The organism is Bradyrhizobium sp. Ec3.3 (assembly GCF_000472925.1).
Classification (GTDB): domain Bacteria; phylum Pseudomonadota; class Alphaproteobacteria; order Rhizobiales; family Xanthobacteraceae; genus Bradyrhizobium.
Window position 1 is genome coordinate 1 of the sequence record NZ_AXAS01000086.1, and the last position, 25,108, is coordinate 25,108.

Annotated in this window: 25 protein-coding genes, 1 tRNA gene and 4 pseudogenes; 11 read left to right on the plus strand and 19 right to left on the minus strand. The window is 60.2% G+C overall.

All coding sequences use genetic code 11. From position 1 onward, the window contains the following. Window positions 1-127 precede the first annotated feature (127 nt). From YUU_RS0141855 to YUU_RS59600, 5 genes are all read left to right on the plus strand, one after another. The gene (locus tag YUU_RS0141855; RefSeq protein WP_027527558.1) at window positions 128-400 is read left to right on the plus strand and encodes a ribbon-helix-helix domain-containing protein; all 273 of its coding nucleotides are present in this window, start codon (window positions 128-130) and stop codon (window positions 398-400) included. Window positions 401-564: 164 nt separating this feature from the next. Next, window positions 565-900, plus strand: coding sequence for a GYD domain-containing protein (locus YUU_RS0141860; RefSeq protein WP_027527559.1), 336 nt, complete (start codon window positions 565-567; stop codon window positions 898-900). A 244-nt stretch (window positions 901-1,144) separates the two neighbouring features. After that, complete coding sequence (locus tag YUU_RS59595) at window positions 1,145-1,321, plus strand: hypothetical protein (protein WP_156944833.1); 177 nt, start codon at window positions 1,145-1,147, stop codon at window positions 1,319-1,321. Between the two features lie 16 nt (window positions 1,322-1,337). Further along, entirely contained in the window at window positions 1,338-1,592 is a 255-nt protein-coding gene (locus tag YUU_RS57655) for a DUF3551 domain-containing protein (RefSeq protein WP_245288279.1), read from the plus strand. A 777-nt stretch (window positions 1,593-2,369) separates the two neighbouring features. Next, window positions 2,370-2,732: a hypothetical protein gene (locus tag YUU_RS59600; protein WP_156944834.1), complete on the plus strand. Its 363-nt coding sequence runs from the start codon at window positions 2,370-2,372 to the stop codon at window positions 2,730-2,732. A gap of 71 nt (window positions 2,733-2,803) precedes the next feature. On the opposite strand, the gene YUU_RS59605 is transcribed toward YUU_RS59600, so the two are convergent. The 15 genes and pseudogenes from YUU_RS59605 to fdnG all read right to left on the minus strand — a co-directional run bounded on the left by YUU_RS59605 (window position 2,804) and on the right by fdnG (window position 17,824). Beyond that, window positions 2,804-3,274: a hypothetical protein gene (locus YUU_RS59605; RefSeq protein WP_156944835.1), complete on the minus strand. Its 471-nt coding sequence runs from the start codon at window positions 3,272-3,274 to the stop codon at window positions 2,804-2,806. A 232-nt stretch (window positions 3,275-3,506) separates the two neighbouring features. Then, window positions 3,507-4,488, minus strand: a pseudogene (locus YUU_RS53825) (IS1182 family transposase); the annotation flags it as partial. A gap of 1,270 nt (window positions 4,489-5,758) precedes the next feature. Beyond that, entirely contained in the window at window positions 5,759-5,920 is a 162-nt protein-coding gene (locus tag YUU_RS59610; RefSeq protein WP_156944836.1) for a hypothetical protein, read from the minus strand. 220 nt (window positions 5,921-6,140) lie between these two features. After that, a complete protein-coding gene (locus YUU_RS0141900) occupies window positions 6,141-6,581 on the minus strand; it encodes a glycine cleavage system protein H (protein WP_035664835.1) in 441 nt (146 codons plus the stop codon). Window positions 6,582-6,593: 12 nt separating this feature from the next. Continuing rightward, complete coding sequence (locus YUU_RS0141905) at window positions 6,594-6,971, minus strand: DsrE/DsrF/DrsH-like family protein (RefSeq protein ID WP_027527562.1); 378 nt, start codon at window positions 6,969-6,971, stop codon at window positions 6,594-6,596. A 43-nt stretch (window positions 6,972-7,014) separates the two neighbouring features. Continuing rightward, entirely contained in the window at window positions 7,015-7,317 is a 303-nt protein-coding gene (locus tag YUU_RS0141910) for a hypothetical protein (RefSeq protein ID WP_245288280.1), read from the minus strand. Window positions 7,318-7,396: 79 nt separating this feature from the next. Beyond that, window positions 7,397-7,858: a hypothetical protein gene (locus YUU_RS0141915; protein WP_156944837.1), complete on the minus strand. Its 462-nt coding sequence runs from the start codon at window positions 7,856-7,858 to the stop codon at window positions 7,397-7,399. Window positions 7,859-7,877: 19 nt separating this feature from the next. Next, a tRNA-Sec gene (locus YUU_RS59615) sits at window positions 7,878-7,973 on the minus strand. 126 nt (window positions 7,974-8,099) lie between these two features. Continuing rightward, window positions 8,100-9,932: pseudogene (selB, locus tag YUU_RS0141920) on the minus strand (selenocysteine-specific translation elongation factor); the annotation flags it as partial. Next, window positions 9,929-10,717 (minus strand): tetratricopeptide repeat protein, encoded by a 789-nt coding sequence (locus tag YUU_RS0141925; protein ID WP_051390202.1) that lies wholly within the window; start codon window positions 10,715-10,717, stop codon window positions 9,929-9,931. The pseudogene selB and the gene YUU_RS0141925, both read right to left, overlap by 4 nt. Further along, window positions 10,704-12,119 carry an L-seryl-tRNA(Sec) selenium transferase gene (gene selA, locus YUU_RS0141930; RefSeq protein ID WP_027527567.1) on the minus strand — a complete coding sequence of 472 codons (1,416 nt, stop codon included), beginning with the start codon at window positions 12,117-12,119 and terminating at the stop codon, window positions 10,704-10,706. The genes YUU_RS0141925 and selA overlap by 14 nt, the downstream gene beginning before the upstream one ends. Before the next feature lie 8 nt (window positions 12,120-12,127). Then, window positions 12,128-13,045, minus strand: a complete 918-nt coding sequence (gene fdhE, locus YUU_RS0141935; RefSeq protein ID WP_027527568.1) for a formate dehydrogenase accessory protein FdhE — start codon at window positions 13,043-13,045, stop codon at window positions 12,128-12,130. A gap of 73 nt (window positions 13,046-13,118) precedes the next feature. Beyond that, a complete protein-coding gene (locus tag YUU_RS0141940) occupies window positions 13,119-13,796 on the minus strand; it encodes a formate dehydrogenase subunit gamma (RefSeq protein ID WP_027527569.1) in 678 nt (225 codons plus the stop codon). Further along, window positions 13,793-14,731 (minus strand): formate dehydrogenase subunit beta, encoded by a 939-nt coding sequence (gene fdxH / locus YUU_RS0141945; protein WP_027527570.1) that lies wholly within the window; start codon window positions 14,729-14,731, stop codon window positions 13,793-13,795. The genes YUU_RS0141940 and fdxH overlap by 4 nt, the downstream gene beginning before the upstream one ends. Before the next feature lie 12 nt (window positions 14,732-14,743). Continuing rightward, window positions 14,744-17,824, minus strand: a complete 3,081-nt coding sequence (gene fdnG, locus YUU_RS0141950; RefSeq protein WP_084801867.1) for a formate dehydrogenase-N subunit alpha — start codon at window positions 17,822-17,824, stop codon at window positions 14,744-14,746. Window positions 17,825-18,269: 445 nt separating this feature from the next. Here fdnG and YUU_RS0141960 point away from each other — a divergent pair, with 445 nt between their 5' ends. Together YUU_RS0141960 and selD are read left to right on the plus strand one after the other, a co-directional pair. Continuing rightward, on the plus strand, window positions 18,270-18,527 hold the full coding sequence (locus YUU_RS0141960; protein ID WP_051390203.1) for a sulfurtransferase TusA family protein: 258 nt from the start codon (window positions 18,270-18,272) through the stop codon (window positions 18,525-18,527). Window positions 18,528-18,614: 87 nt separating this feature from the next. Beyond that, window positions 18,615-19,661: a selenide, water dikinase SelD gene (selD, locus tag YUU_RS0141965; RefSeq protein ID WP_027527574.1), complete on the plus strand. Its 1,047-nt coding sequence runs from the start codon at window positions 18,615-18,617 to the stop codon at window positions 19,659-19,661. A 15-nt stretch (window positions 19,662-19,676) separates the two neighbouring features. On the opposite strand, the gene YUU_RS0141970 is transcribed toward selD, so the two are convergent. Then, entirely contained in the window at window positions 19,677-19,964 is a 288-nt protein-coding gene (locus tag YUU_RS0141970; RefSeq protein ID WP_027527575.1) for a hypothetical protein, read from the minus strand. A 352-nt stretch (window positions 19,965-20,316) separates the two neighbouring features. Between YUU_RS0141970 and YUU_RS63060 the strand changes: the two are divergent. The 4 genes and pseudogenes from YUU_RS63060 to YUU_RS0141985 form a co-directional block, all read left to right on the plus strand. Then, window positions 20,317-20,487: pseudogene (locus YUU_RS63060) on the plus strand (hypothetical protein); the annotation flags it as partial. A gap of 27 nt (window positions 20,488-20,514) precedes the next feature. After that, a complete protein-coding gene (locus tag YUU_RS0141975; RefSeq protein ID WP_027527576.1) occupies window positions 20,515-20,748 on the plus strand; it encodes a hypothetical protein in 234 nt (77 codons plus the stop codon). Beyond that, entirely contained in the window at window positions 20,723-21,067 is a 345-nt protein-coding gene (locus YUU_RS0141980) for a hypothetical protein (RefSeq protein ID WP_156944839.1), read from the plus strand. Before YUU_RS0141975 ends, YUU_RS0141980 begins: the two co-directional genes overlap by 26 nt. 42 nt (window positions 21,068-21,109) lie before the next feature. Next, window positions 21,110-21,370: a hypothetical protein gene (locus tag YUU_RS0141985; RefSeq protein WP_156944840.1), complete on the plus strand. Its 261-nt coding sequence runs from the start codon at window positions 21,110-21,112 to the stop codon at window positions 21,368-21,370. Between the two features lie 83 nt (window positions 21,371-21,453). Here the strand turns inward: YUU_RS0141985 and YUU_RS0141990 are convergent, their stop codons facing one another. The 3 genes and pseudogenes from YUU_RS0141990 to ltrA all read right to left on the minus strand — a co-directional run bounded on the left by YUU_RS0141990 (window position 21,454) and on the right by ltrA (window position 24,607). Further along, on the minus strand, window positions 21,454-22,389 hold the full coding sequence (locus YUU_RS0141990) for a LuxR C-terminal-related transcriptional regulator (protein ID WP_245288281.1): 936 nt from the start codon (window positions 22,387-22,389) through the stop codon (window positions 21,454-21,456). A gap of 566 nt (window positions 22,390-22,955) precedes the next feature. Continuing rightward, window positions 22,956-23,089, minus strand: a pseudogene (locus YUU_RS59620) (ABC transporter substrate-binding protein); the annotation flags it as partial. A 186-nt stretch (window positions 23,090-23,275) separates the two neighbouring features. After that, window positions 23,276-24,607: a group II intron reverse transcriptase/maturase gene (ltrA, locus tag YUU_RS0142000; protein ID WP_051389937.1), complete on the minus strand. Its 1,332-nt coding sequence runs from the start codon at window positions 24,605-24,607 to the stop codon at window positions 23,276-23,278. Window positions 24,608-25,108 lie beyond the last annotated feature (501 nt).

Below are 25,108 nucleotides of genomic sequence, written 5' to 3' on the forward strand. Positions count from 1 at the left end.
AGTGGCTTTGCGCGCGGCGGTGCGCGGGACGGCTCCGGTGTGCCTCCAGCCAGCCTCGCGCGCCGGGGCCGTTCTCGTTTGCAGGATCGGACCTTGTTCGGCTGGCCGTCGAGCGCGAGGAATAGCCATGAGATCCTCGGTCGTGAAACGGTCCATCGTCGTCGGAGGTCAGAAGACCAGCGTCAGCCTGGAAGAGGACTTCTGGAACGGCATGAAGGGGATCTCCGGCCTGCGCAACATGACGCTCTCGGAGCTTGTCGGTGAGATCGACTGTACCCGTCAGCATGGCAATCTGTCGTCCGCGATACGCCTGTTCGTCCTCGACTACTTTAAGAACCGCGCCGCGATCCAGCCTCAGCAGAAAATGTCGGCACCACAGCCATCCCGCGATGGAGCGTGAGCTCTGGGGCGCGGAATCGAAGCCCCGCGCACTGTTCGACGGATGGGATTTCTCCGGTTGGATTGATCCATCTCAATAAACCTCCCGAGGCGAGCCTAAAATCTCTGGGTCGATGAGATGAATTGTATTGGTTGCAATAAACTCAAAAGCAATGGAGGAGCGTTATGATCAGGCTGGTCACACGTGGTTGCTTCACCGAGAGTTATGCCAAGGGATTGGTTAGCGCACCCGAGGACAGAGAGCCGGCTGTGCGCAAGCTGATTGAGGGTGCTGGTGGCGAGCTTATCAGCTTTTACTTCACGACCGGTGACAGCGACTTCATGGTCATTTCTGAGGCTAAAGAATCCGAATCCATCATCGCCGCAATGTTGGCAGCGGTGGCGGCGGGCACAATATCTGACGTGAAAACTGCAAGAGCTTGGACCGGGGCGGAATTCAAAAAGGTGGCCGAAAGGGCTTCCAAAGCAGCGAGCCACTATCGAGCTCCCGGCAAGAGCTAAGCGCGTCCGCTGGCCTGACGAGCTGCGGTTGTCGGACATCGAGCCGCGGTTCGTCTGCTCGGCGTGCGTCGAGCGCGGCTCCATTCTCAGGGGCGGCAGCGAGATGAGCATCTTCCCAAGCCAGAATCGCGCTAAAGCTGGCTCATGAAGCTCACCGCCGAACGCCCCTTCGCCAACCCGGGACTAATTACCGGACCCTGATCAGCGACCTCCTCATAGGTCAGTACGACCATCCCTGCGCGTAGTGGCTTTCAATCCGCTGGAGGGTTGGTCGCGCGATGCCTCCGAGGACGTTGCCGAAGAACTGGATCAGAGGGTCGCTGAAGGGCATGAGGTTACCGAGCTCGTGCGGGAGTTCATCGAACGCTTCACCGGCCGGTCAATTGGCGTGCAGCTGTTGCTACCGCTGCTGGAGTTCTAGCGATGCGCATGCTTCGTTGGACAGGCCTGGCGGTGGCGATGCTCCCGGCGGGCGCCCCAGCCACGGCTCAACGGTTGATCCCCATTATCCGGTATGCCTCCAAAAGTGGGGGCAGAGCGGCTTCACCGCCGTCGACTGCAGCTATACATCGTTGGAGCAATGCCGGGCGTCGGCGTCGGGACTCTCGGCGACGTGCTACGCCAACCCATATTGGCCGCAGGCGGGCCAGGCGTCGCCGGGCCGCGTCCGTCGGCGACAAGGACTGCCATGAAGCACATTGGGTTTGCGTCGCCGATCTCCAAGACGGTCGTCCCCAACGGCCCAGACTGGCTCCATGAGATCAAATACGTGAGCCGGCGCGCAAGACAGCAGGTATGTGGTGTAACGTCTGCTCAATGGAAAAGGCCGCAGAGTGGTTCCAGCCCCTACTGCGGCCATCCCGGGCAAACTAAAAATCGGTACTCAAATCTCTCCGGTGTTCTCACAGTAGAACACCCCTTTCCGAAAATGGATTCCGTACAACTACCGGAGCGCCCATTGCCACATAAGAGCGGCCATGGCACGGCTTGCATTCCAGCCCCGAGCTCCCGGCTGCCGGTTCGATTGCGGATCAGAGCGCCGGGAGTGCCCAGGCCCGCCGGCTCACGCTGGCGGGCCTTGTCGTTCACCGCCTCAGCCTGCGCGCGTGCGCAGCCAGCCGTTGGCGGTTGCGCCACCTCGAATACGGTCAGCATTCCGAAGAACGTTGCAGGCAAGGCCAGCCAGCATGAGCGCTTTAGCTGGTCCTTTCATGCAACGGCTTTATTTGCATTGGGGAAAAACTGGCAAACTAACGTTTGAAAGCCGAAAATCGGCGTTTAATCTCCGACCATGTGAGAGTGGGAGGATACTCGTGGGCCTCTACTTACTCCTTATGGCTGCGTGTGCTGTTGGCCTGCTGCTCCTGTCGGCATTCGGCCGATAGGGCCGATACTAAGCGCATTTGTTGCCGCGAATCCTCAGCCAGAGCTGAAACTGTTGGGTCCAGCACGATCGCTTTTGACTGTGCATGAATCGGCGCATTCACTCTGAGCATGGACGTGGTCGCTACTTTTTCGTCTTGCTCGTCGCCGCGAGCGTAGCGGTTTTGTCATGCGATCGATGCAATGCGCTCCTGATCGAACCGGGCGTGACCTGCTGGCGGTATCTCGCAATTGACGTATCGGTGGTCGCGATATCAATCGCCTGCATCCTAGTTGGGATTCCAGGAGCAGGGGCAACATGCCCTGAAAGCCGGCCGGTTGTAGAAACCATGGAGGATAAAGTTATGCTTGTGATTTACTTGCCGATCATCATCTTCGAAGCAATGCTCGAAGTGATGGCGAAACAGAATGTATCAGCGACCACAACGAAGCCGGTAAGTTTTGATTGACCACCCGGACTGCTCATTATGGCAAGCCTGCGAGAGCGGGACCTACGTGAGGCTCTTGAAGACAGAAGCCGCTAGCTCAGATGGGTCTCACAAGCCAGACGGCGCAAATCTTGCGTTCCGGGAAAACCATGCAATATAATGGCTCTATCTCGTTTTGAAGTTACTACTGAAGTGTATTTGACCATCACCAACGATTTTCGGACGAGGCTATGCTTACCGCCCTCATCCTCATATGCTCCGCTTCGATTGCGCCGCATCCCGATGACTGCACGCGCTACAATGCGAGCACGATCATACGGGTGCCGACTGAGTTTGGCAGCCCGGCCACCTGCTTCATGCAGGCCCAAGCTTACTTGGCTCAGAGTCCGGAAGGACAAGAGCTTGAGCTTGATCGTGATGCCCGGATCAAGTTGGTCTGTGTTCGAAGCGAAATCGTAGCCGGCATTCCGGTTCAGCGCAGATAGGGGAAACCGGACGGCCGCAAGCTGGTCACGCTGCGCGATGCCGGCGAGTACTTCGCCGCGCTGCCCAAGGCCGTTCACGATGCGCCCGAATGGCAAGCCGCGATGGAGGCGCTAATCCTTGTGGCCGAGCAAGGCGGCCCGACGATGTTCGCCCGGATCGGGATCATGCGCGCCTTGAACCGAGGCCGGCCCAGTCCGGGCACGAGACCGCGACGGAAGCCGGCGAGGAGCTCACTGCACCCTTTTCAGTGAAATTACAGCAAGCGTCACATATGATATGATGGCTGCAGCTGATGATTTGCCCCACAGGGGCTTCTGACGTCAGCGGTTTCGGCAATGTAACCGTGATGCCCGCCTCCTCACAGACACGAAGCTCCTCGCTGACGTAGTAGCCGCGATCAGCAACACCTCGAGCGATTCGACAGCCATCTCCCGGCACGGGCCTGCCCGGCCATGGTGGCGAGCTGGTGGCGATCGTTGCCCACGTTGGTTACGTCGTGAGCCACGATAAGATGATGCTGCGTATCAACTGCAATCTGCACGTTGTACCCGACGATGCCAGTGTCCTTGCCACTTGTCGCCATGGAGCGTGCGTCAGGGTCGGAGAGCGAGATCTGCTTGTCCTCGTTCTTCATCATCTCCGCGTTGATCGCCTTGAGTCGGACGATCTCCTCCTTGAGCTTCTCGATCTTGCCCTTCAACCGCTCAACTTTCACCTCCGGAACCGCATCGCCATGCCGATCGGCGGTTTCAAGCTGAGAGAGGTAGCGGGCGATGCTCTCATCAATCCACTCAAAACGCCTCTTCATCTTGGCCTCGGTGAAGTTCTTGTCCCGTGCATTCACGGCTTTGAACTTAGATCCGTCGATGGCGACGCTCGCTGCATTGAACAGTTCAAGCCTGCGGCACAGCGCGACGAACTCGCGACAAACCTCACGAATGGCCCTGCCATTGTCCTTGCGGAAATCCGCGATGGTCTTGAAGTCCGGCGCTAGATGCCCGGTCAACCAGATCATTTCGATGTTGCGCTGGCATTCCCGTTCCAGGCGCCGGCTCGACGGAACCCGGTTAAGATAACCGTAAATGTAGAGCTTGAGCACAACACCGGGGTGATAGCTGGGGCGGCCAGTATCGAGTGGCTGGACACCGACAAACCCGAGCCTGTCGAGATCGAGACCGTCGACGAACACGTCGACCGCTCGCACCGGGTTATCCTCGGTCACATAATCGTCGAGCGATGCCGGAAACAGTGTGCTCTGCCCGCGATCCAGCCCTTCAACAAAGCGCTTCATCAGATACCCCGCAAAGTCGCAGGGAATCTTATCGCGCGAATCACATCAAACAGAGCGTTTTCACGCAGCCTGGGTCACAAGCGAAACATCCGAACCCAGCTCGATCTTGGTCGGCTCAACTCCTGAAAGCGGACATCGCAGAGGTTACGATCCGCGGACGGTTCTGATAGCGAAATCTCCCTTCCATTCGATTGAAAATTGAAGTTTGATCTTTCCGGGAGCCGCTGTAAGCGGTTACGGGAAAAGCTAGAAAGTTCTTCAAAGATGTTTGGAGAAAAGTCAGAGCCCGATTTTCGCGCCGTATCGGGAGTAGCGCTCAGAATACTGCCGGATCGGCGGGATGCGCTCCTGCTCGAGTTCAGGACCGGCCACGGACCATTTCGCTTCGTGCTGACACAGGACACCGCACAGCACCTAGCCGACCAACTCGTGGAAGCCGCCAAGCTTTTAAGGGCCGCTGGGGCGCGCAGCCGGAAAAATAGCGGGCCTGCACGGGATTATTGACTGGCGCTGCCGCATACTGATCGACATGGTGTATCACAGCACGGTAGCTGCCGATGTCCGGTTCGAGCGAAGGTCAGCTATCGCGAGGCGGCATTTTTACAATCTGCCAAAAGCCGCCGTTTGTGCACGGTCCAACTCGGAGACCTTCGCAGGCTGGTCTAGGAGCACGTCACCAGTCGGTCGTCCGGAACGGTCCCCAGCCGTATTCTTTGTCGGACTTTGCATCGGCAGGGGCCTTCTCCACAGACGTTGATTGCTGTGGCTGTGGCTGCGTCTGCTTGGCGGCAAGGCCTGTGGTGCCGCCGCCCGCAACGTTTCTTGAACCATTGTGAGCGAGCGCGAAAATCGAGGCTGCGCTCAAAACGATGCACGCGAGGATTATTTTCCACGTTCGCACGGCTACCTACCTCCTGTCGAATTGACATGGAGGCTCTTATTCCCGTAGACAGAGTTCCTCTGTGAAGTGCATCACGTGGTGAGGATAAGCGCCCCGGTTCCACTGGGACCATTGCCGGACCTGTACACACGCTACCGGCTTTCGTGGCGCAATTCGATCCGTGGGCTTGGCGACAAGAATCGCAGAGCGCCCCGCAGCAACGCACGTCACGCGAGAGCAGGCAACCGTCCCCAATTGTCCTGGTGCGGATACTCTCGCCGGCTGGCGAACGAAGGAAAGATGCGTCGGCGTTACGGACCCTTGACCACCGGATCGATGCCGTCCTCGCCGAGGATGATGCCCAGTAGCCGCAACTCATCACGGTGTAGATCAATCTCCAGGATCGTCAGCATCAAAGAAAAGAGAGACGGCAACGAACACAAGAATTGGTGAGGTTTCGGTCGCGGTATCCTGCGCTGGCTCCCGAACACGGGAGGCCCGGCGAAAGGCAACAAACCAAGCGGACAGCTTCGAAAGGTCTTGTCGCTTCATTGCAACCCCCCCTTTCCAGACGACGCGTGAGACGTCAGCCTTGACGGTCTCGGAGACTCCGTCCTCTTGATGAGCATACTTTAGGTGAGGAACGGATGAAGGCAAGATTAATCGTTTTCGGTGCCGCGGAGGCTCGATTATTGATGGAGCATTTTCCGAAAACCGGCCCCCTTTCGGTTCATGCGCCAAGTCCTGTGCGACGTCTGCATGGGCAGCGACTTTAGCTGCTTCGATCCTTGTACGAGCCCCTTTCAATCCAGGCGTCAAACGCCGGCTTTATCGATGCCCCGCTAACCAAACCGTGGCGCCAATCCTCTCCCTTCGGGCGAACCAACACCATCCAGCCTTGACCATAAGGATCCTGATTTAGAAGTTCCGGCTTGCGCTCGAGCAATTGATTGTGGCCGACGACCACGCCATCGAACGCGGCCAGCGCCGCGCCGACCCATTTGCCGCCCTCGACAACAGCGAGAGATCGGTCTTTCTCGAAGTCAAAGTACAGACGCTTGGGCGTAACGACGAGCACCTCGCCCATCAAATCCGCCGCCCATCGGGTGAAGCCCGCACGAATCGTTCCGTCCGCGAGCGGCTCGTACCAAACCTGGTTCTCGATGTCGTAGAGCAGATGCTCCGGAAACTCGGCGTCCTGGCCTGGTGTCACGCGGATGCCTCTCTAGAAAGTAAGAACCCGGCACTGACCGTCCATCACGGACTGAATCATGGCAGCAGCTCCCATAACGCCCCCGCACTCCGGAACAAGGTCGGCCTCGCTCTTGTCGAACAATTCGAGATTGGCCGGGCACGCCCAGAAGCGTGCCCCGTGCTCATGGGCCTCCTTGATCCAGTCGTAGACGGTCTTGGGCTGCCCCTGTTTGATGACCAGTTTCTCCGCGACGCCTACGAACATCAGTTTGCCCGCCGTGGCGGTACAAAGCACATCGACCTCGTAATCCATCGCGGCAGCAACCGCCGCGTAGTAGAAGGGCGCGCCGAGTTCTTCCACATTGCGCGGATCGGTGTTCACGAGAATGATGAGCAGACGTTGGGCCACGATCAAGCCGCGTCTGGTTCAAAGGAACGGTGCCAAGCCACAATCATTGCTCGACTTCCTCGATCTTCATCCTGCGGCCCCATTTGTCAAAGAAGTGACCCTCATTGAGCACCAGATGGTTATCATCGAGCCGCTCTTCGAGCTTTCGCAGTCCCAGGCGCGCATTGGGATTGTCCAGCGGACCGCCGCCGGCTGAGCGTTGCGGAAAAAACGCCGCACCGTCCCATTGCTGTCCGGAGCCCGCAAACAAGACCGTGATCTCACCCCAGTCGACTTCATCCCCGATGACGTTGAAATAGGTCGAACACAGCGGGGCTACCCTGCTGCCGGCGATCTCGATGAGCACGGCGAACGCCGTGAATGGTCCGCTCTTTGCAAACTCCGCCGATATCCATCGGTCGAAATCGCTGGCGAGAGTATCTCTCTCAGAAATCGACAACGGGCGTCTCCGGCATGTAATTCTCGAACAGGAACCAGAACGGATGCGGATGCGTCTCCGCGTACCACGCCTCGAAGGCGGCCAGCGACTTGATCACGTCGGGCTTCGCCTCGTCATCGCTTTCGGAGGGCGCGAGGCCGGCAAACATGGCTTGCGCCACTGTTGCAAAGCGGGACACGACTTGCATGCGAGCTTCGCTGTCGCTCACCCATCCCAGTTTCGCACGCAGCGCTGCGGTTGCGGCAGCCATCGCGATTTCCTCGCTTTCGGCTCCTGCAATGGCGGCGGAGATCTCCTTCATCAGGTTCAATCTTCGAAATGCAAATGAGCGCTCCTTCTCCAGCTGTCTTGTTCGTTCGGTGATCCCGCGGCGAAACTCGTCCTCTGCCGCGGCGCAGCGTTCGGCCGAGAGCTTGAGCGCGTCGAGATAGGATTGCGCAGGGCCCATGATGTCTTCCATTCTAACGTGGCGGAAGAGAGAGGGAGTCGAACCCACCAAGGACCGGCTCGCGGCCCTTCCCGGATTTGAAGTCCGGACGCCCCACCGGGGACGCTTCTCCTCCTGAAGCCTGGATGTCGTGCGGCTCGTCCGCGGACGGTCCGCGAAACAGGTTGAGCCTATATTTGTTGATGCGGCGCAGGTCGCCCCGACGCAGCGTCACGCCATGACGATCGAAGAATTCGAGGATCTGGATCGCAACCTTGCGGCCGTTGTCGACCCGATCGCGAAACTGCGCGGCCGTGAACTGTCCAGGCGGCTGAGTACCGCTCAGATCGACAATGACCCCGACCATCTCCGCCACCGTTGCACGGAGAAAGAAATGGTCATGCGCGACCTCATCGACCTTCCCCATGCGTCCAACCAGCTTCAGCAACCGCCGCACATCGGCTTCGCGCAGCCCCAGCAACGTCGCGGTATCGCGGACGCGTGGCGGACGAAATCGTTCGGCACCGGACAGCAACGGGGCGATCCTCGTCCAGAGCCTCTCGTCGTCAGTCGTCAATCGGACTTCGTGGCCGGCGAGACGGACCCACGCGCCGTCCAAGGCGATGTGTTTGCTGCGTACAAGTCCGTGAAGAACAGCAAGCAATGCTTGCGCCGGAAGGCGGGGCTCAAGCTGCAATCTCAACCGTTCAAGACCCAAGCCCTGCAAATCGGGATTGTCGGCATGAAATGCCTGCAGCTTTGCAAGCAACATCCGCTTGAGCTCGAGCCATACCGGCGCCGACATGGCAAATACGCCGTCGGCTGTCGGCGCCGTGACGATGGACAACCGCTCGAGGGTTTCCTTTATCCAGGTTTCCGACAACGCATGGTCACGCGCGAAGGCGGAGAGTTCGACAAACCGCGGCGCGATTTCAAGCATCGCGGCCAATGCCACTTTGGGATCGCCAAGCCGATGAACGCGCAACTGGGCAAGCCGCTCCGGGGTCCGGCGCTTGCGGGCCGGCGCACGCAAATCCAGAAATGTCCCGCCCCCGATCGTACGCTGGCCAGTGGTATCGCGAACCACAAAACGATCTCCGGCCGCCGCGGCGATCGGCCGGTCCAGGACCAACTGGACCTGTCCGCTTCTTCCCGGGGCCGGTGGAGAATCATCCAGCAACACCACGCGGGCGCCAACGTCGGTGGAAGCGTGAAACACGCGGAGCGGCATCCATTGGCCGACAGGTTTTGGCTCCGAGGCAAGCAGGCGCAGATCGGCGTCGATCCGGTTTGTTGGCGCGTGCAGGTCCGGGTCGACAACCATGTCGCCCCGGCGAACGGCGTCCCTGTTGATGCTGTCTCCCGCAAGATTGAGGGCGCAGCGTTGACCGGCGACGCCGCGAGGACACGGATGGTTCTGGGCATGGATAGAACGCACGCGGGCCGTGATGCCGGATGGTGAAACCATCACGCGATCCCCGCTCGAGATCTGTCCCGACAAGACGGTACCAGTTACCACGGTCCCAACGCCGGTGAGGGTGAATGAGCGGTCGACGGCGAGACGGAAACGACCCGACGCAGCGCGAGAGCCGATTCTCCGGGCCGCATCGAACAGATGCTCGCGCAGCTCGGCGATGCCGTCTCCCGTGACCGTCGAGACCGGGACAATCGTCGCGTCGGCCAGCCCCGTCCCCTTCAATAGCCGCGCAATGTCCGCCGAGACTTTTGCCCGCCACGGCGGAGAGGCCAGGTCGACCTTTGTCAGCGCGACGATGCCCTTCTCTATTCCAAGCAGATCGACGATCGCCAGGTGCTCCAGCGTCTGCGGCTTGATTCCGTCATCGGCGGCAACGACCAGGATCACGAAGTCTATCCCCGCTGCCCCAGCCAGCATGTTGTGAATGAACTTCTCGTGCCCCGGAACATCGACGAATCCGAGCACCGATCCGTTCGGGGCGGGCAGGTACGCAAAGCCCAGATCAATGGAGATGCCGCGCGCTTTTTCCTCTTTCAAGCGGTCAGTGTCGACGCCCGTGAGCGCACGCACCAGGGAGGTCTTACCGTGATCGATATGGCCGGCGGTCCCGATGATCATGGCGATGGTTCGGGCAGTGGCGACGCCGCGCGCTGTTCCGCCTCCGTGATCTCGGCCTCAGTGAGCATGGAGCGAACTGCGTTGAGGAACTGTGACGCCAACTTGCTTTCGCCAGCCCTGGCCCGCAACAGCCAGACCATCGCCTGGCGCGGATCGCGTTCAACGCCGGCTCCCAGATAACAAGCGGCCCCGAGCATCGCCTGACCATCTGCGTCGCCGCGTTCGGCGCCACGTCGCCACCAGTGAGCGGCGAACCCTGGATCGCGTTCGACCCGGAGCGCGTTGTGATAGATCATTCCAAGCCGCGTCATGGACGAGGCGATGTTCTGTTCGGCGGCGGCCAGCGCCCACTTTCGAGCCTCGGCATAGTCGTGGACGATGACTTCGCCTTCCAGCAGCATCCAGCTCAACATGTCCTGCGCCGGGCCATCGCCGGCCTCGGCAGCCCTGCGGTAAAGCGAAGCGGCACGCTTGTAATCCTGGTTCACACCATCGCCCCTGAAATAGAGGGCAGCCAGATTGCGCTGTCCGTCCGGATCCCCGGCGTCTGCTGCCAACGTCAGCCAGCGCGCCGCCAGCGCGAAATCCCGCTCGATCCCCCAGCCTTCGACAAAACAGGCTCCGATATAGGCTTGCGCCTGCGCTACTCCAGCATGGGCGAGAGGCCCCCAAATCTCGAGTGCCGTCGAATAATCCCCTCTCTCGAATGCTTTGCGGGCCACGGCCATTTGATCGGCCTCTGGATGCGCGCCGGACACGTCCGCGAGAGCGTTATGTGCGCTCATTGCCTTTCTCCGAAAGATCGAGCGAGGCAATATTGCTTGTGAAGGAGGTCTCATCATCAAGGCAGCGCAGATCGAGCACCAACGCCTGATCCTCAATTCGGCCGACGATGGGGATCTTGAGGCAACGTAATCCTGCGGCCAGGCGCTTCAATAGACGTCCGCCTCTGCGCCCTGCCGGACGAATCGCAAGACCGGCGCTCGGCACGGTGAGGAGTGGAAGCGCCCCCGAACCGATCTGGCTCTCGCACGTCACGATCTCGATCGTGAACGACGGACCGACTGCCGCCTTCACCTGGCGAAACAGCCGGTGCGCGCGCGCCTCGATCTCGGCCTTGGCTAGCGACAGCAGCCGCAACGTCGGCAGATGCTGCGCAATTCTGTCGGGATCGCGGTAAAGCTTGAGCGTCGCCTCGAGCGCCGCGATCCGCATCTTGTCGAGACGCAGCGCGCGCTTCATCGGATTGCGATTGATGGCGGCGACCAGATCCTTGCGGCCGACGATGAACCCCGCCTGTGGACCGCCGAGCAGCTTGTCGCCCGAGAAGGTCACCAGGCCTGCGCCGTCGGCGATGGCCTCGGCGACTGTCGGTTCGTGCGACAGGCCGAACCGCGTGAGATCGACCAGCGTCCCGGACCCGAGGTCATGCACCATGGGAATCTTGTGTTGAGCGGACAGCGCCGCCAGTTCGCGAGCGCCCACCTCCTTGGTGAAGCCTTCGATCCGATAGTTCGATGTGTGAACCTTGAGGACGATGCCAGTCTTGGGGCCGATCGCCCCGAGGTAATCTTTCGCGTGGGTGCGATTGGTGGTTCCGACTTCGATCAGCCTGGCGCCCGCACGCGACATGATTTCAGGCATGCGGAAGGATCCGCCGATCTCGATCAGCTCGCCGCGCGAAACGATGGCCTCCCGCCGATACGCCAGCGAGTTCAGAACGAGCAGAACGGCGGCCGCGTTGTTGTTGACGACGGTGGCATCCTCGGCCCCCGTGAGCTCGCACAAAAGGCCGCGCAGGTGATCATCGCGATCGCCGCGCCGGCCGTCCTCAAGCTCGAACTCGAGCGCGACGGCCGATCGCATGGCCGTTACGGCAGCCTTGATCGCAGGTTCGGCGAGAAGCGCGCGGCCGAGATTCGTGTGCAGAACGGTCCCAGTGAGATTGAAAACGGGCCGCAGTTTGAGCTCTTCCTGAACCTCGAGCTCCATCAGCGCTGCGTGCATTACATCTTCTGCACTTTTCGGGACGATTCCATTGGCTCGGGATTCCAGCATGACACGGCGCACAGCGCCGACGACCGCCGGCCGTCCAAAGCGCTCGATCGCATCTGCCGCTTCGGTAGCCCTCAGCACCTCATCAACGGCGGGAAGCTTGCGCAAATCGGCAGTTGCGGCACGTTCCATCGCTCACCTCAATAGCCGAGCAAAAACGGGTTGAAACTGCCTCGCCTATAATCGCCCTCCCGCAGCAGCAGATCCAGACCCAGGCTGGCGACATCGTCGGCGACCGGATCAAGATCGGGATTCTTGTGCTGGTGCAGGATTTTAACGTAGCCATGGCACGACTCGCAGGTCTCGGCCCAGATCGTGCCATCCCCTCCTTCGATTTCGCGATAGGCAATGCCCTTGGTCGAGCTGCACAGGGTGCATTTGATCCGCACGTAATGCCACTGTGTCGCACACAGGGAGCAGGTGCAAAATCGCGAGCCGTGTGCGCCAGTCCAGCCGACCACCATAGATGCGACCGGCGCGCCGCCGCAGCACGGGCACGCACCGTCGGCGACGGGAACGAGTGTCCTTGCATCGAGCCTCGAGGCGATGCGCGCGTAATGAACCTGCAGCGCCGCAGCCATGAAGACATGGTCCGCCATCGCCTCGACGGGGATCTCATCCGCCAGCACCGCCCGGGTCATCGCGATGCGCGTGGCCGGGTCTGCTTTAGTGACGCGGGTCAGCGCAGACCGCGCGGTGTCCGGCATATCGATCCCGGATGCCAGCTGAAGCAAGCGCTTGAGCGTCGTATCGAATGCAGCGTCAGCCGCGAAGCGGCCGCGGTCGAGCGGCGGCATTGCATGGTGCCGGGCGCGCTTGCGGTCGTCGTCCGAGGGAAGATCAGCATCCGGCAGCCCCTCCTGCAACTGATGCTGACACAACGAAATGCCCGACAGAAACCGGAGAAAAGGAGCCAACTGGTGCTGCGCGGACAAGTGCTGAAAGCGTTCCGACCGCGTCTGGAACAGCGTTGACGGATCGGGGAGACGCGCGAACGGCGGCTCAGCGATCTCGCCGATCGGCACAGGGTCGTGCCGGGGCGCTCCAACCTTACTCATCGATTAACCTCACGAACCCTCCGGGCCACGTGCCGCCTTAGTCTCCATCAAACATACGCCAGAAGAGCGCTCATCACGAGCGAGTTTGCCTGCCTCCGACCAGTTCGCGCAGCCACTTTCGATGATGGCGCCAAGCCCATCCGCCGGTTACGCGGCCCCGCGTCATCGCACTGACGGTGCCGCGCACCCAGATCGCCGCATAGACGTGGACAATCCAGACGCAGATGATCACGACCGCTGCCAGCGCATGGATAAGCACCGCCAGACGCTTTTGATCGATCGTCGTGTACGCGGCAAAATATTGGTCCCAGATGACAAGGCCGCTCGCAATCAGAACCACAATCAGGAATGACATGCCCCAGAACACCGTCTTCTGGCCAGCATTGTACTTGCCGACCTCTGGCAGCTTGTCATCGTTGGCAGCAAGAACGTCACGAAGCTGCGCGAGCCACGTCCCGTCTTCCCGTCGCCACAGGTTCGCCCGCCAGAACCGGATGAAAAGGCCCGAGAAGCTGAAGAACAGCAGGACACCGATCCAGGGGTGAATGATGCGGGTCGGCTGCCCCCCGCCAAACAATCCCGTCAGAAAGAACAGGCTCGGATGGAACAACGACAGCCCCGACAATGCCAGCAACACGAGACATGTCGCCGTGATCCAGTGGTTGATTCGAGCTGACTTGGTATAGCGATCGACCGTGACCGGATGACCGGCATGGATCTGATCGCCCGGCTCGACATCATAGGCGGTCATGACCCGCCTCCTGTCAGACGTTCGGCATTCTGTTCGTCTTCATCGGATACTCGATTTGGCCCGGAGATCAAGTGATGCAAAAAGCCGACCGCCGCAAAAGCGCCGATAGCAACCATGCCCGCATATTTGGTCACGCCTTTCCACACCTCGACGATCGGACTAATCCGCGGATCCTTCGGAAGATTTGCGTAGATCTCCGGTTTGTCAGCGTGGTGAAGAACGTACATGACATGCGTGCCGCCGACGCCGGGCGGATCATAGAGGCCGGCATTCACGAAGCCGCGCGACTTGAGATCCTTGATGCGGTCTTCCGCATGCTGCTTCATTTCTTCCTTGGTGCCGAACACGATCGCCTGTGTCGGGCAGGCCTTGGCGCAAGCCGGGCCTTGTCCGACGGCAACACGGTCGGAACAAAGCGTGCATTTGTACGCCTTGTTGTCGACTTTCGAGATGCGCGGAATGTTGAAGGGGCATCCCTTGATGCAGTATCCGCAGCCAATGCACTTGTCGTGATCGAAATCGACGATGCCATTGGAGTACTGGACGATTGCGCCAGGCGCCGGGCACGCCTTGAGACAGCCCGGATCCGCGCAATGCATGCAGCCGTCCTTGCGGATCAGCCACTCGAGATTCTGCGTTTCAGGGTTGATCCATTCGCTGAACCGCATCACGGTCAGGCTGGACGGCGTGAGATCGAGTGGGTTATCTAAGACGCCATGGTTGAAGCCGACTTCCTCACGCAAGTCATTCCACTCAAGGCACGCAGCCTGGCACGCCTTGCAACCGATACACTTGGAGGTATCGATCAGCTTGGCCATCTGTGTGAGCTGCCGCGCCGGCGGGGCCACATTCGATGCCGAACGACGAACCAGATCCTGCTCACCAAATTTGGCGGGCATCGGCTGGACCGGGGGGTTGGGAAGCGGAGGAAACATGTGCGTGCCTCCCTATGCCACCGGCCCGGCAATGGGCTCGATATCGACGAGGAACGCCTTGTATTCGGGCGTTTCGATGTTGGCGTCGCCAACGTAAGGCGTCAGCGAGTTTGGCCCGAACCCCTTCCTTGCTGCGCCGGTGAAACCCCAATGTAGGGGGATGCCGACAATGTGGACCGTCTTGCCGTCGCAGGTCAGCGGAACGATGCGCTTCGTCACCACGGCTTTCGCTTTCACCGATCCGCGCTGGGACCAGACCCGGACCCACGCACCCGACTGGATGTTCTTCTCCTTAGCGAGCTGCTCCGAAATCTCGACGAAGAATTCGGGTTGCAACGAAGCGTTGATCTGGGCGTGTTTGGTCCAGAAATGGAAATGCTCAGTGAGCCGGTAGGACGTTGCCGCGAAGGGAAACTCCTTGGCGTTGCCAAACTGCTCCATGTCTCCCCTAAATACGCGCGCGGCCGGATTGCCGCGAACCTTTGGCGCGGTCACGTTGACGACCGGCGATTCGAACGGCTCGTAATGGGCAGGGAACGGCCCGTCACGCATCATGCCGCGCGTAAACAAGCGTGCCGTCCCCTCGGGGTTCATGATGAAGGGGCCGACCACGCCCGGCTTGGCGCCAGGTGCGATGTCAGGCACGTCATAGCCGGACCACTTCGTCCCGTCCCATTCGATCAGCTTTCGGCTTGGATCCCAGGCCTTGCCGTTGATGTCCGCCGACGCGCGATTGTAAAGAATGCGGCGGTTGGCGGGCCACGACCAAGCCCATTTGGAGAAGGCACCGGTCTCGTCCTGATCGCTGTTGTCGCGGCGGGCCATTTGATTGCCCGCTTCGGTGTAGCTTCCGGAGTAAATCCAGCACGCGCCGTTGGTCTTGCCGTCGTCACGCATCGCCGCAAAGCCCGGGAGCTGCTTGCCCTTGGCGATCAGGACCTTGGTCGGATCGTTTGGGTCCGTGATGTCTTCCAGCGCGGCGCCGTTGAGCTCCTTCGCCAGTTCATCTGGCGAGGGCTCGTTTGGATCCTTATAGCTCCAGGACAGATTGACAATCGGCTCGGGAACCGCACCGCCCTCTTTCTGATACAAGGCCTTCAGGCGCATGTAGATCTGCGCCATGATCCAGGTATCGTGCTTGGCTTCGCCCGGAGGCGTGCCGCCCGCCCAGTGCCACTGCAGCCAGCGGCCGGAATTCACCAGCGAACCGGTGTCTTCAGCAAAGCAGGTAGTGGGAAGCTCAATTACTTCTGTCTGAATTTTCGAGGTTTCGACGTCGTTGTGGTCGCCATGGTTCTCCCAGAACCGCGCAGTCTCGGTCTGCAACGGATCCATGACGACGAGGAACTTGAGCTTGGAAAGCGCCGAGGTGACCTTTTTTCTGTTCGGGAACGACAGCAGGGGATTGAAGCCCTGGCAGAAGTACCCGTTCAACTTACCCTGATGCATCATGTCGAAGGCACGAAGGACATCGTAACCCGGCACGTCGAGCTTGGGCAGATAGTCGTAGGCGAAGTCGTTCTCCGCCGTCGCAGCGTCGCCCCACATCGACTTCAGGAAGCTGACGAAGAACTTCTTGTAGTTCTGCCAATAGCTCATCTGATCGGGCCGCAATGGCTTGAAGCCGCGCGTCGACATATAGGCGTTGAAAGTAGCCTCTTTTTCGGTCGGGATCGTCAGATAGCCTGGGATCAGGTTCGACATCAGCCCGATGTCCGTAAGACCCTGGATGTTGGAATGGCCGCGCAGCGCATTCATGCCGCCGCCGCGCACGCCGATATTGCCGAGAATAAGCTGCAACATCGCCATCGCACGGATGTTTTGCGATCCCTTGGAGTGCTGGGTCCAGCCGAGCGCGTACATCGAGGTCATCGTCCTGGTCGGCGATGAGGTCTCGGAGATCATCTGGGCCACCTTCAGGAATTTGTCCTTCGGCGTGCCGCAAATTCGTTCGACCATCTCGGGCGTATAGATGGAAACGTGTTGCTTGAGCAGATTCCAGACGCAGCGCGGGTTCTGCAGCGTGGCATCCACGACCACATAGCCGTCCGGCCCAAGCTCATATTCCCATGTCGACCGGTTGTAGTCGCGCCTGGCCTCGTCATAGCCGGTGAACAGTCCGTCTTGAAAGGCGAAGCCTTCCTTTACGATGTAAGGCGCGTTGGTGAAGGATTTCGTGTAGTCCCACTGCACCTTGTCGTTATCGATGCAATACTTGATGACGCCGAGCAGGAATGCGATGTCCGTGCCCTGTCTAATCGGAGCGTAGACATCGGCAACTGATGCCGAGCGCGTGAAGCGCGGATCGATGACAATCAGCCTGGCACCACGGTTGGCCTTGGCCTCCGTGACCCACTTAAACCCACACGGGTGAGCCTCGGCGGCGTTGCCACCCATGATGACGACGAGATCCGTGTTCTTGATATCAGTCCACGAATTCGTCATTGCGCCGCGGCCGAATGTTGGAGCCAGACTGGCTACCGTAGGGCCGTGTCAAACACGCGCTTGATTATCGAACGCCAGCATCCCGGCGCTGCGAACAACCTTGTAGGTCGCCCATGCCGTTTCGTTGGTGGTCGCGGAGGCCGCAAGGAAGCCGGTAGTCAGCCATCGATTGACTGTGACGCCATCGGCACTCTTGGCGATGAAGTTCTTGTCGCGATCGTCCTTCATCAGCCGCGCGATGCGATCGAGCGCGACCTCCCAAGACACACGCTCGAACTTGTCCGAGCCCGGCTTGCGGATCTGCGGGTATTTCGTCCGCGTCTGGGCATGCACCATATCGAGGAGTGCTGCGCCTTTCGGGCAAAGCGTGCCGCGATTGGTCGGGTGATCGGCGTCGCCCTCGATGTGGATGATGTCCGCTTGCTCACCCTTCGCAAGGTCGCCCTTGGAATACATGATGATGCCGCAGGCGACCGAGCAATACGTGCAGGTATTGCGGGTTTCGGTCACGCCGGACAGCTTGTATGGGCGTATCGACGCCGCAAGGGCTGCCTCAATTCCACCGAAACCAAGTGCACCAAGGGTCGTGCTGACCATGCCCGCGCTGGCGCCTTTCACGAATTGGCGCCGCGATAGCTCCATGTTCATCGCTGCTTCTCCTCCGAGATCACAGCCCCACAGGGGGGACGCACTTGCCGCATACATTGAGCGATTGGAATCCCAAGAGCGCGTTTGGCCATTCTCAGTCAAAGCCGGATTCGATGCAAGCAGCCGATGCCAAAAGCCCGCGACACCTTGACATCTGTTGTCGGCCGCAGCTCCCATTCGCAGAGCACCGGCTGCCATGGGCTGAGAGACATAGCCAAAGCCTATGGGTTGTCCACCATGAGCCCACAGACCCGCATTCCGCAATCGCGAAACGGTTTAGAGCTACGCTTGGTCGCATCCGCGAACATGCCGATTCATGTTGACGCAGGTTGTGCTGTCTTGCAGTATTGAGGCGTGACCTTCAGGTTGGCTCCCGAGTTTCGGGGCGTACGATGTGGGCATACGACGCGCTCGCTCGAAACGCGGGAGGCGCTGCGGCTTTGTAATGCCCCATCCACCGATTACGTCCCTGCAACCCAACGAGATTGTGCTCGACCTTCGCGGCTTACGGTGCCCGCAACCAGTGTTGCGTGCCAAGAAAGCGCTGCGCACCATTCCGCTCGGCGGTACGCTGGTTCTCGAATGTACCGATCCGCTCACCGTGATCGACGTCCCAGCCTTCGTCAATCAAACCGGACATGCATTGAGCGCGCAGGCGCGCGCCGGCGAACTCTACATTTTCAGAATCGTAAAACAGCGCTGAGGCCGTCACGAGCCCCTCCTCTCGTTTCGTTCTGGTCCTTCGCGCGTCCGACGGCAACCCTGCAACAAGCATCCGTGAGTTGGCCACATGAACATTGTAGATCTGCGTCTTACCAGCCTTGCGCATGGTGGCGGCTGCGGCTGCAAGCTTGCGCCCTCCGTTCTGCAGCAGCTGCTCGGCCGTCAGCCGGCAGCTCAGCCGTTCGCGCAACTGCTGGTCGGCACCGAGACGGGCGATGATGCCGCGGTTTGGAAGCTTGACAACGGCACCTGTGTGATTGCCACCACGGATTTTTTCATGCCCATGGTGGACGACCCCTATGAATTTGGGCGGATCGCCGCGACCAACGCGATCTCCGATGTTTATGCCATGGGCGGCACGCCGATCATGGCCCTGGCGATCCTTGGAATCCCGATCGACAAATTGCCCGCCGAGATCGCGGCGAGGATTCTCGCCGGCGGATCTGCCGTCTGCGCCGCGGCCGGCATCCCCATCGCAGGAGGTCATTCGATTGACTCTCCCGAACCGATCTATGGTCTCGCCGTCATAGGAACCTGCAAGGAGAAGGACATACGCCGCAACGCGGACGCGCGGGCGGGTGATGCCATCATCCTGACGAAACCACTGGGCGTCGGAATTTACGCCGCGGCCTTCAAGAAGGGCGCGTTATCGGCACCTGCCTATGCGGACATGATTGGGTCGATGACGCTGCTCAATCGAGTCGGAGCGGCGCTTGCAAAGGACGCTTCGGTCCACGCCATGACAGATGTGACGGGTTTCGGTTTGTTCGGACACGCCATGGAGATGGCGCGCGGATCGAATGTTACTATTGTCTTGAAGGCGGCAAGCGTTCCTCTCCTGCCGGAGGCTGCCGAACTGGTCCGGCAAGGCTTCGCTACGGGGGCATCCACCCGCAACTGGGCAAGTTATGGAGATGGCGTCAAGCTCCGCCCCGATTTTTCGGAGTGGCAGCGGAAACTCTTCACCGATCCACAAACATCGGGCGGCCTGCTGATCGCCTGCGATGCGACTGAGGCAGAAGCAATCGTGCGGCGGATCGTCGAAGACGGCTACCCGTTCGCGCGCATTATTGGACGCGTCGAGCAGGGTTTGCCGACGATAAACGTCGAATAGTTCGACCAGTTGTGTTCAAAGGATAAATTGGCTCCAGCGGATCGCTGCGTTGAACATCGCAGCGCGCACGCGAGCGACCGCGTAGGGCTCGCCAAAAAGGCGCAACGTCTCTTTAGTATCACCCTGCACCACGACGATCGCGGGTTCCTGTTCGCCGTGCTTCGCGAGCGTATGAGCGCGCATGCGCGCGGCGAGTTCTTCTATCTCCTCGAATTCCAGCAGCGTATCGACGACCCGGATGGCGTGAATGACCTTGCGCGGATGATCATCGCGCACGGTTGCGTAAACAAGCTTATAAGCCATGCCTAGTCTCCGTGCTTGCGCTGGAGGCCAGCCGTTCGACTGACGTTCGCATACCACACCAGTTTCGCACTAGGAACGGCTTGAACGTAACGAGCGCGATCCCACGCGAACGGAACCGTCCCAAATTGACGCACGCGGAGGTCACATCGAGGCTCAGGATATGCGCGGAGAAGTCCCAAGAAAAAATCTGACACCCCTCAACGGGTCTCATTCGACCCGCAGGAGGGGGCCCAAGTTTCGGAGACAGCCGACCGTTAGCAGTACCTCCCGCGCCCTTTTCAGTGAAATTACAGCAAGGCGTCACATATGATATGATGGCTGCAGCTGATGATTTGCCCCACAGGGGCTCGGTATGAGTGATCTGGTCCCACCTGAGCAGCCAACCGGCGAGGTTAGTCCGCAGCGGCCTAAGCCGGCGGAGCCGCAGAATAGTCCGGCCAATTCCAATCTGGCGCCGCCTTGGCCGCCCGGGCAATCTGGCAATCCCGCTGGTCGACCGCGAGGTTCGCGCAGCAGGTTATCGGAATCGTTTCTCTCCGACTTTCATTCCGTGTGGGAGGAAGAAGGCCTTGAAGCGATCAGGCGGTGTGCGCGCAATGATCCGTCGACTTTCGTCCGTGTCGCTGCGAGCCTGCTGCCGCACGATATTAACCTCAATGTTGGTCTCAATGCCGAGACATTTGTCGCGAACTTCAGGCAGGCGGTTGCGCTGCTCGGCAACGAACCGTCACCATCCCGGCGACGCATGGAGGTGATCGATGTCGACGATGCCGATCATCACTGATGTGGAGATTGCCGAGATCCGGCGCAGGGCTGCCGAGTTGCCGCCTGGGCATCACGATCCGCGCAGTGACTATGATCTTCGTGGCATCACGACGCTCGCGGAGCTGATCGGCTATCTGGCGACCGTCGCACGCGAGAAGGGCTGGGACGAGGTTGAAGTGGTCGCGGCGTTCATCAAGGTCGGGACGCCCTGTCGTGAGGATGTGCATGAAGCCGAGCAGCTGTTGCGGCAGCTGGGCTACACTGCGGTATGCGACCACTTGCGAAAAATTGCGCGGCATCTGCAGACGAAGCCACCGGGCCGATGGATGCGCAGTTGACCGCGACCCGACGAGGAGCTGCAGCGCCTGGCGCACCACCGCATGGTCGTTCGGCAGTGTGCGCGTCGCTATCGTGCCCGCAAGCAGAATGGCGCTCGCTGTTTGCGCATCGAAATCTCGAATGCGGAACAGACGCTCGATGCGTTTGTGAAAATCGGCGTGCTGGCGGAAGAGCGGCGCAACGACGACCGGGCGATCGAAGCTGCGATTTCGGCCCTGTGCCAGCGGGGATATAGCGCCATCAAAGCCGAACGAGAGAACGGATTGAGAAACCATCGCCCGAGCGGGCCATACCTCCCCTAAGCTACTCCCCCCGCCTCGAAACAAGGGTGGCACCCATTCCTACCACCACCTCCTCAGCCGGCCCAGGCGCCGCCTGAAGTTCGCTATCGCAGCTTGCCGAGCCACAGCGCGGCGAGTGCTGAGCGATTCCGAACGCCGAACTTGGCGTAGATCGACTTGACGTGGAAATGCGTCGTGTTCGGACTTTGGTCGAGTTTTTGCGCGATCTGCTTTTCCATGTGTCCGTCGAGCAGTCCCAGCAGCACCTTTCGCTCGGTCGGCGTCAGGGGCGCGTTGGCGATGAGCAGGCCGTGGCTGAGCAGCTGCTGCCGGGAGAACCATCTCAACCCGCGCATCACGAAGCCCAGAAGGCTGCTGTCCAGCGCAGAGAAGCGGGGCGCCTGCACATCGCGAAACACGAACAGGTGAATCCGCACATCGTCGTTGAGCGCGCAACGCACCGAGATGCTGTCGGCGTGACCGACTTCGAGGTAGTGGCGCCGATAGTGCTCACTTTCGAACCATTCTGGCGGCAGTGCCTCGAAGAGCAGGCGGGTGCGGAACGGCTCGTCCCCTGACACGGCCAGGATCTGCGACAGGTCGACGTTGGAGGACCAGAGGGTGTCGAACTGCTCCTGCACGGACGTGGCCATCGCCGGTACCGGATGCAGGAGCCGCACCAAGCGTGGACGCCAGCCGAATAAAGGATCTTTTGGCGCGGATGAAGGCAATCGCACAACAACGGCCCAAAGCGCATTCTGTGCCGCGACCATGGCACAGAGCGTGGTTAGCAAATGGATCAGTGCGGCATCACCGTCACCAGCGGAGAACTCGGCCAGTCGATCCCAGAGTGCATAGACATTTTGATTCTGCGGATTGGTGGAATCCGTGGATGGATGCATGTCCCCCCCGAAAAGAGTGTGCAGGTCACCGACCTTCGGACGAGCATAAGGGACACCAGACCACCTTTCTAGGTAGTTCCCAGGCGCATCAAGTGGCGCGATATTCAGTGCGGGTGTTGGGAAAACTGGTCTTCTCACCGTCACGATCGGAGATTAACGATGCGCACGACAACGGGCGCGCGCCGGCTTGAGACTCCCGAAGACGAGCGGACGGAGAGGCGATGGCGTCTCGGTTTTTTCATTGCCCTATCATGCGCCGTTTTGATTGCACTCGCGGCCTTCGCGCAGGAGCCACCCGCTAAAGCGTTGATCCGACCTACTGGCCCGCTGCCGGCGATCAACATTCCCTGATTGAGGCGCTATTGGCGCACCATTTGCGAGGAGGCGAGATTTCATTTGCATCGGAAATTGTGTGATCCAGACCGTTAGCGGTCGGACATTTTTGCTTATGCTGATTTTCGGCTTTGTCTGGGCATTCGGGGAGATCGAAGAAGCCCGCCGTCGCCGAGAGCGGAATCGCGAGCTCGTGCGTGAAGCACGACGCTCGACATAGACTGGGTTCAACTTCATCACTGCATCCGAGTTCTCCTATGGTCATTCACGACCGATCCCGCGGATCATGCCCAGCATGCGACGCCCGCTTCCCTCTGAATTATTGCATCACCGCGAAATGCAGCGAAGGGCCACTTTCGGAAGTCAATCGCTCATTCGATCACCTCGTCGGCGCGGGCAAAAGCGTCGGCGGCACCTCGAGGCCGAGCGCCTTCGCCACGATCAGGTTAACCAGGAGGTCGAACTTGGTCGGCTGCTCGACCGGAAGATCGGCGGGCTTCGCCCCGCAAAATCTTGTCAATGAGGCGAAGGGTAGAGTCGAGATGTGGCGCGGTGGCGGTAGGCTGAACATATCTGTTGGCCGCCTCTTTCGTCTGGCGGTGCCTTAGTAGTTCACCCTTGGCTCCGTTTCCACATCCCGCTCATCGAACCGGACAGGCAGATTTCCCGCATCCGGCTCTCGGACAAGACTTCAAGCCTTCGCCCACGGCATGTCGCGCCCAAGCGCGGTTAGGCGTACGAGCCCGAAGTACCCGTATAGGTGCGAGAGTGGATAGGTTCCGCCCCTGCGTCGCCTGACCTTGTGCTTGAAGCGCAACCACCGGCGCAACCGCGCAGCCGCGTAATTGTCGAGCGCCCGATACGCTTTGGTGACGGTGCCTACATTGAAGTAGTTCGCCCATCCGCGCAGCGTGCGGTTCAACTGGCCTACGAGCTCCGTGGTCTCTTGCCAAGTTCCTGATCGGGCGGTGAGCGCGTGAATGCTTTCGATCACGCGTTTGATGCTCTTGCGCGATGGCCGGTAGCCCAGGCGCGCCTGGCCGGTTTTCGCTGAGTACATCCGCCCGAACGTGTAGCCCAGGAAGTCGAACTCTCCTTCCGGTACCTTGCAGATTCGTGTCTTCTCCTCGTTGACCATCAGCTTCAGCCTTCCCATGATCATGCGCAGTTGTCGCAAGGCCTCTTCAGCTTTGCCCCGCCTGCACAGGATTACGAGATCGTCGGCATAGGTCACGATGCGAGAGCCAAGGCTTCGCTCCAGCCCGAGCATCTTCCATCCCAGCACAAACCGGCGCATGTACAGGTTCGCCAGCAGTGGTGAGATGGGTGAGCCTTGCGGGATGCCTCGCCGCTTGTCCCGTGCCTCGGTCGTCCGTTTCTTCCTTCCTCGATCGTCGGTTTCTTCCACGGGACATTCCAGCCACATCTTGATCAGATGCAGCACGCGCCGATCAACAATTCGGCGCGCTACCGACTTGAGAAGTTCGGCATGCGGAATGCTTCCGAAGTAGTCCGCGAGGTCGGCATCCACGACTTCCGGATGGCCACGGAACAGCTGCGCTTCCACCTCGACCACCGCCTGCTGGGCGTTTCGCCCGGTGCGGTAGGCATATTGCTCTGGTGGAAGATCGGCTTCAAAGATCGGCTGAAGCACCAGCATCGCTGCTGTCATGCAGACCCGATCACGCACGGTCGAGATGCCCAATGGCCTGAGTTTGCCATTGGCCTTCGGTATATACACTCTTCTGATAGGGTCCGGTCGATACGTCTCCTGCCTGAGCGCAAGCGCCAGTTCGCCAAGCCACCGCTGCACCCCGTACGCCTCGAGCTCCGCGAAGTCCTGCCCATCTACACCCGGTGCGCCCTTGTTGGAGCGGCATTGAGCATAGGCATGGGCCAAGATGTCTTCCCGGCTGATCTTGTCGTACAGAGCGTAAAAGCGGTAGCCGGCTTCTGCCTTCGCTTTCGCGTGTAACGCCGTCTGCAGTTTCTGAACACTCTTTGGAGTTGTTAGGTTGCCCAATCCCCAGGTCCCTCACCACGTCTTGCGTTCGTCTTGAACTGAGGTCCCTTCCCTCCGCCGGCGTTACCCGGCTTCAGCGGTACTACAAACCTCTCCGCCACCTCAAGGCGCCCGGCCTGTCCCTCGCGGGCGTCCGGTTGATCATCCCTGACCACGCCTTGGGGCCTCCCGTGTTGCGTACGCTTTCCTGGTGTACATGCCGTCGCCACTACCCCGGCACAGCGACTGGAGGTATTGCTTCGCTCACGTCGCCCCAGTCGTGTCAGCCTTCCCTGATATGGCCGTCAGGTCGGCCCGTGCATCGTCCTTTTCGAGGCTTGCTCAGCGTTCACTCGCGTTACGGCCTGCACACTCGCGCTGTCACCGTATATCGTGACAGCTATCCGAAGGCTTCAGCCACTTCGTCACCTCCATAGCTGCTCCGGTTGCTTCCGGCTGGAGCGTTTCGCCGGGTGGGACTTGCACCCACTGGAAAGCGCCGCCTTCTCACGGCGCACGCCA

What these genes read in the sequence shown, in the direction of transcription:
- YUU_RS0141855 (WP_027527558.1), top strand. Translation starts at nt 128, where the DNA reads ATGAGATCCTCGGTCGTGAAACGGTCCATCGTCGTCGGAGGTCAGAAG.
- YUU_RS0141860 (WP_027527559.1), top strand. Translation starts at nt 565, where the DNA reads ATGATCAGGCTGGTCACACGTGGTTGCTTCACCGAGAGTTATGCCAAG.
- YUU_RS59600 (WP_156944834.1), top strand. Translation starts at nt 2,370, where the DNA reads ATGAATCGGCGCATTCACTCTGAGCATGGACGTGGTCGCTACTTTTTC.
- YUU_RS59610 (WP_156944836.1), bottom strand. Translation starts at nt 5,920, where the DNA reads ATGAAGCGACAAGACCTTTCGAAGCTGTCCGCTTGGTTTGTTGCCTTT.
- YUU_RS0141915 (WP_156944837.1), bottom strand. Translation starts at nt 7,858, where the DNA reads ATGGGCCCTGCGCAATCCTATCTCGACGCGCTCAAGCTCTCGGCCGAA.
- YUU_RS0141925 (WP_051390202.1), bottom strand. Translation starts at nt 10,717, where the DNA reads ATGAGCGCACATAACGCTCTCGCGGACGTGTCCGGCGCGCATCCAGAG.
- selA (WP_027527567.1), bottom strand. Translation starts at nt 12,119, where the DNA reads ATGGAACGTGCCGCAACTGCCGATTTGCGCAAGCTTCCCGCCGTTGAT.
- fdhE (WP_027527568.1), bottom strand. Translation starts at nt 13,045, where the DNA reads ATGAGTAAGGTTGGAGCGCCCCGGCACGACCCTGTGCCGATCGGCGAG.
- YUU_RS0141940 (WP_027527569.1), bottom strand. Translation starts at nt 13,796, where the DNA reads ATGACCGCCTATGATGTCGAGCCGGGCGATCAGATCCATGCCGGTCAT.
- fdxH (WP_027527570.1), bottom strand. Translation starts at nt 14,731, where the DNA reads ATGTTTCCTCCGCTTCCCAACCCCCCGGTCCAGCCGATGCCCGCCAAA.
- YUU_RS0141960 (WP_051390203.1), top strand. Translation starts at nt 18,270, where the DNA reads ATGCCCCATCCACCGATTACGTCCCTGCAACCCAACGAGATTGTGCTC.
- selD (WP_027527574.1), top strand. Translation starts at nt 18,615, where the DNA reads ATGAACATTGTAGATCTGCGTCTTACCAGCCTTGCGCATGGTGGCGGC.
- YUU_RS0141970 (WP_027527575.1), bottom strand. Translation starts at nt 19,964, where the DNA reads ATGGCTTATAAGCTTGTTTACGCAACCGTGCGCGATGATCATCCGCGC.
- YUU_RS0141980 (WP_156944839.1), top strand. Translation starts at nt 20,723, where the DNA reads ATGTCGACGATGCCGATCATCACTGATGTGGAGATTGCCGAGATCCGG.
- YUU_RS0141985 (WP_156944840.1), top strand. Translation starts at nt 21,110, where the DNA reads ATGGTCGTTCGGCAGTGTGCGCGTCGCTATCGTGCCCGCAAGCAGAAT.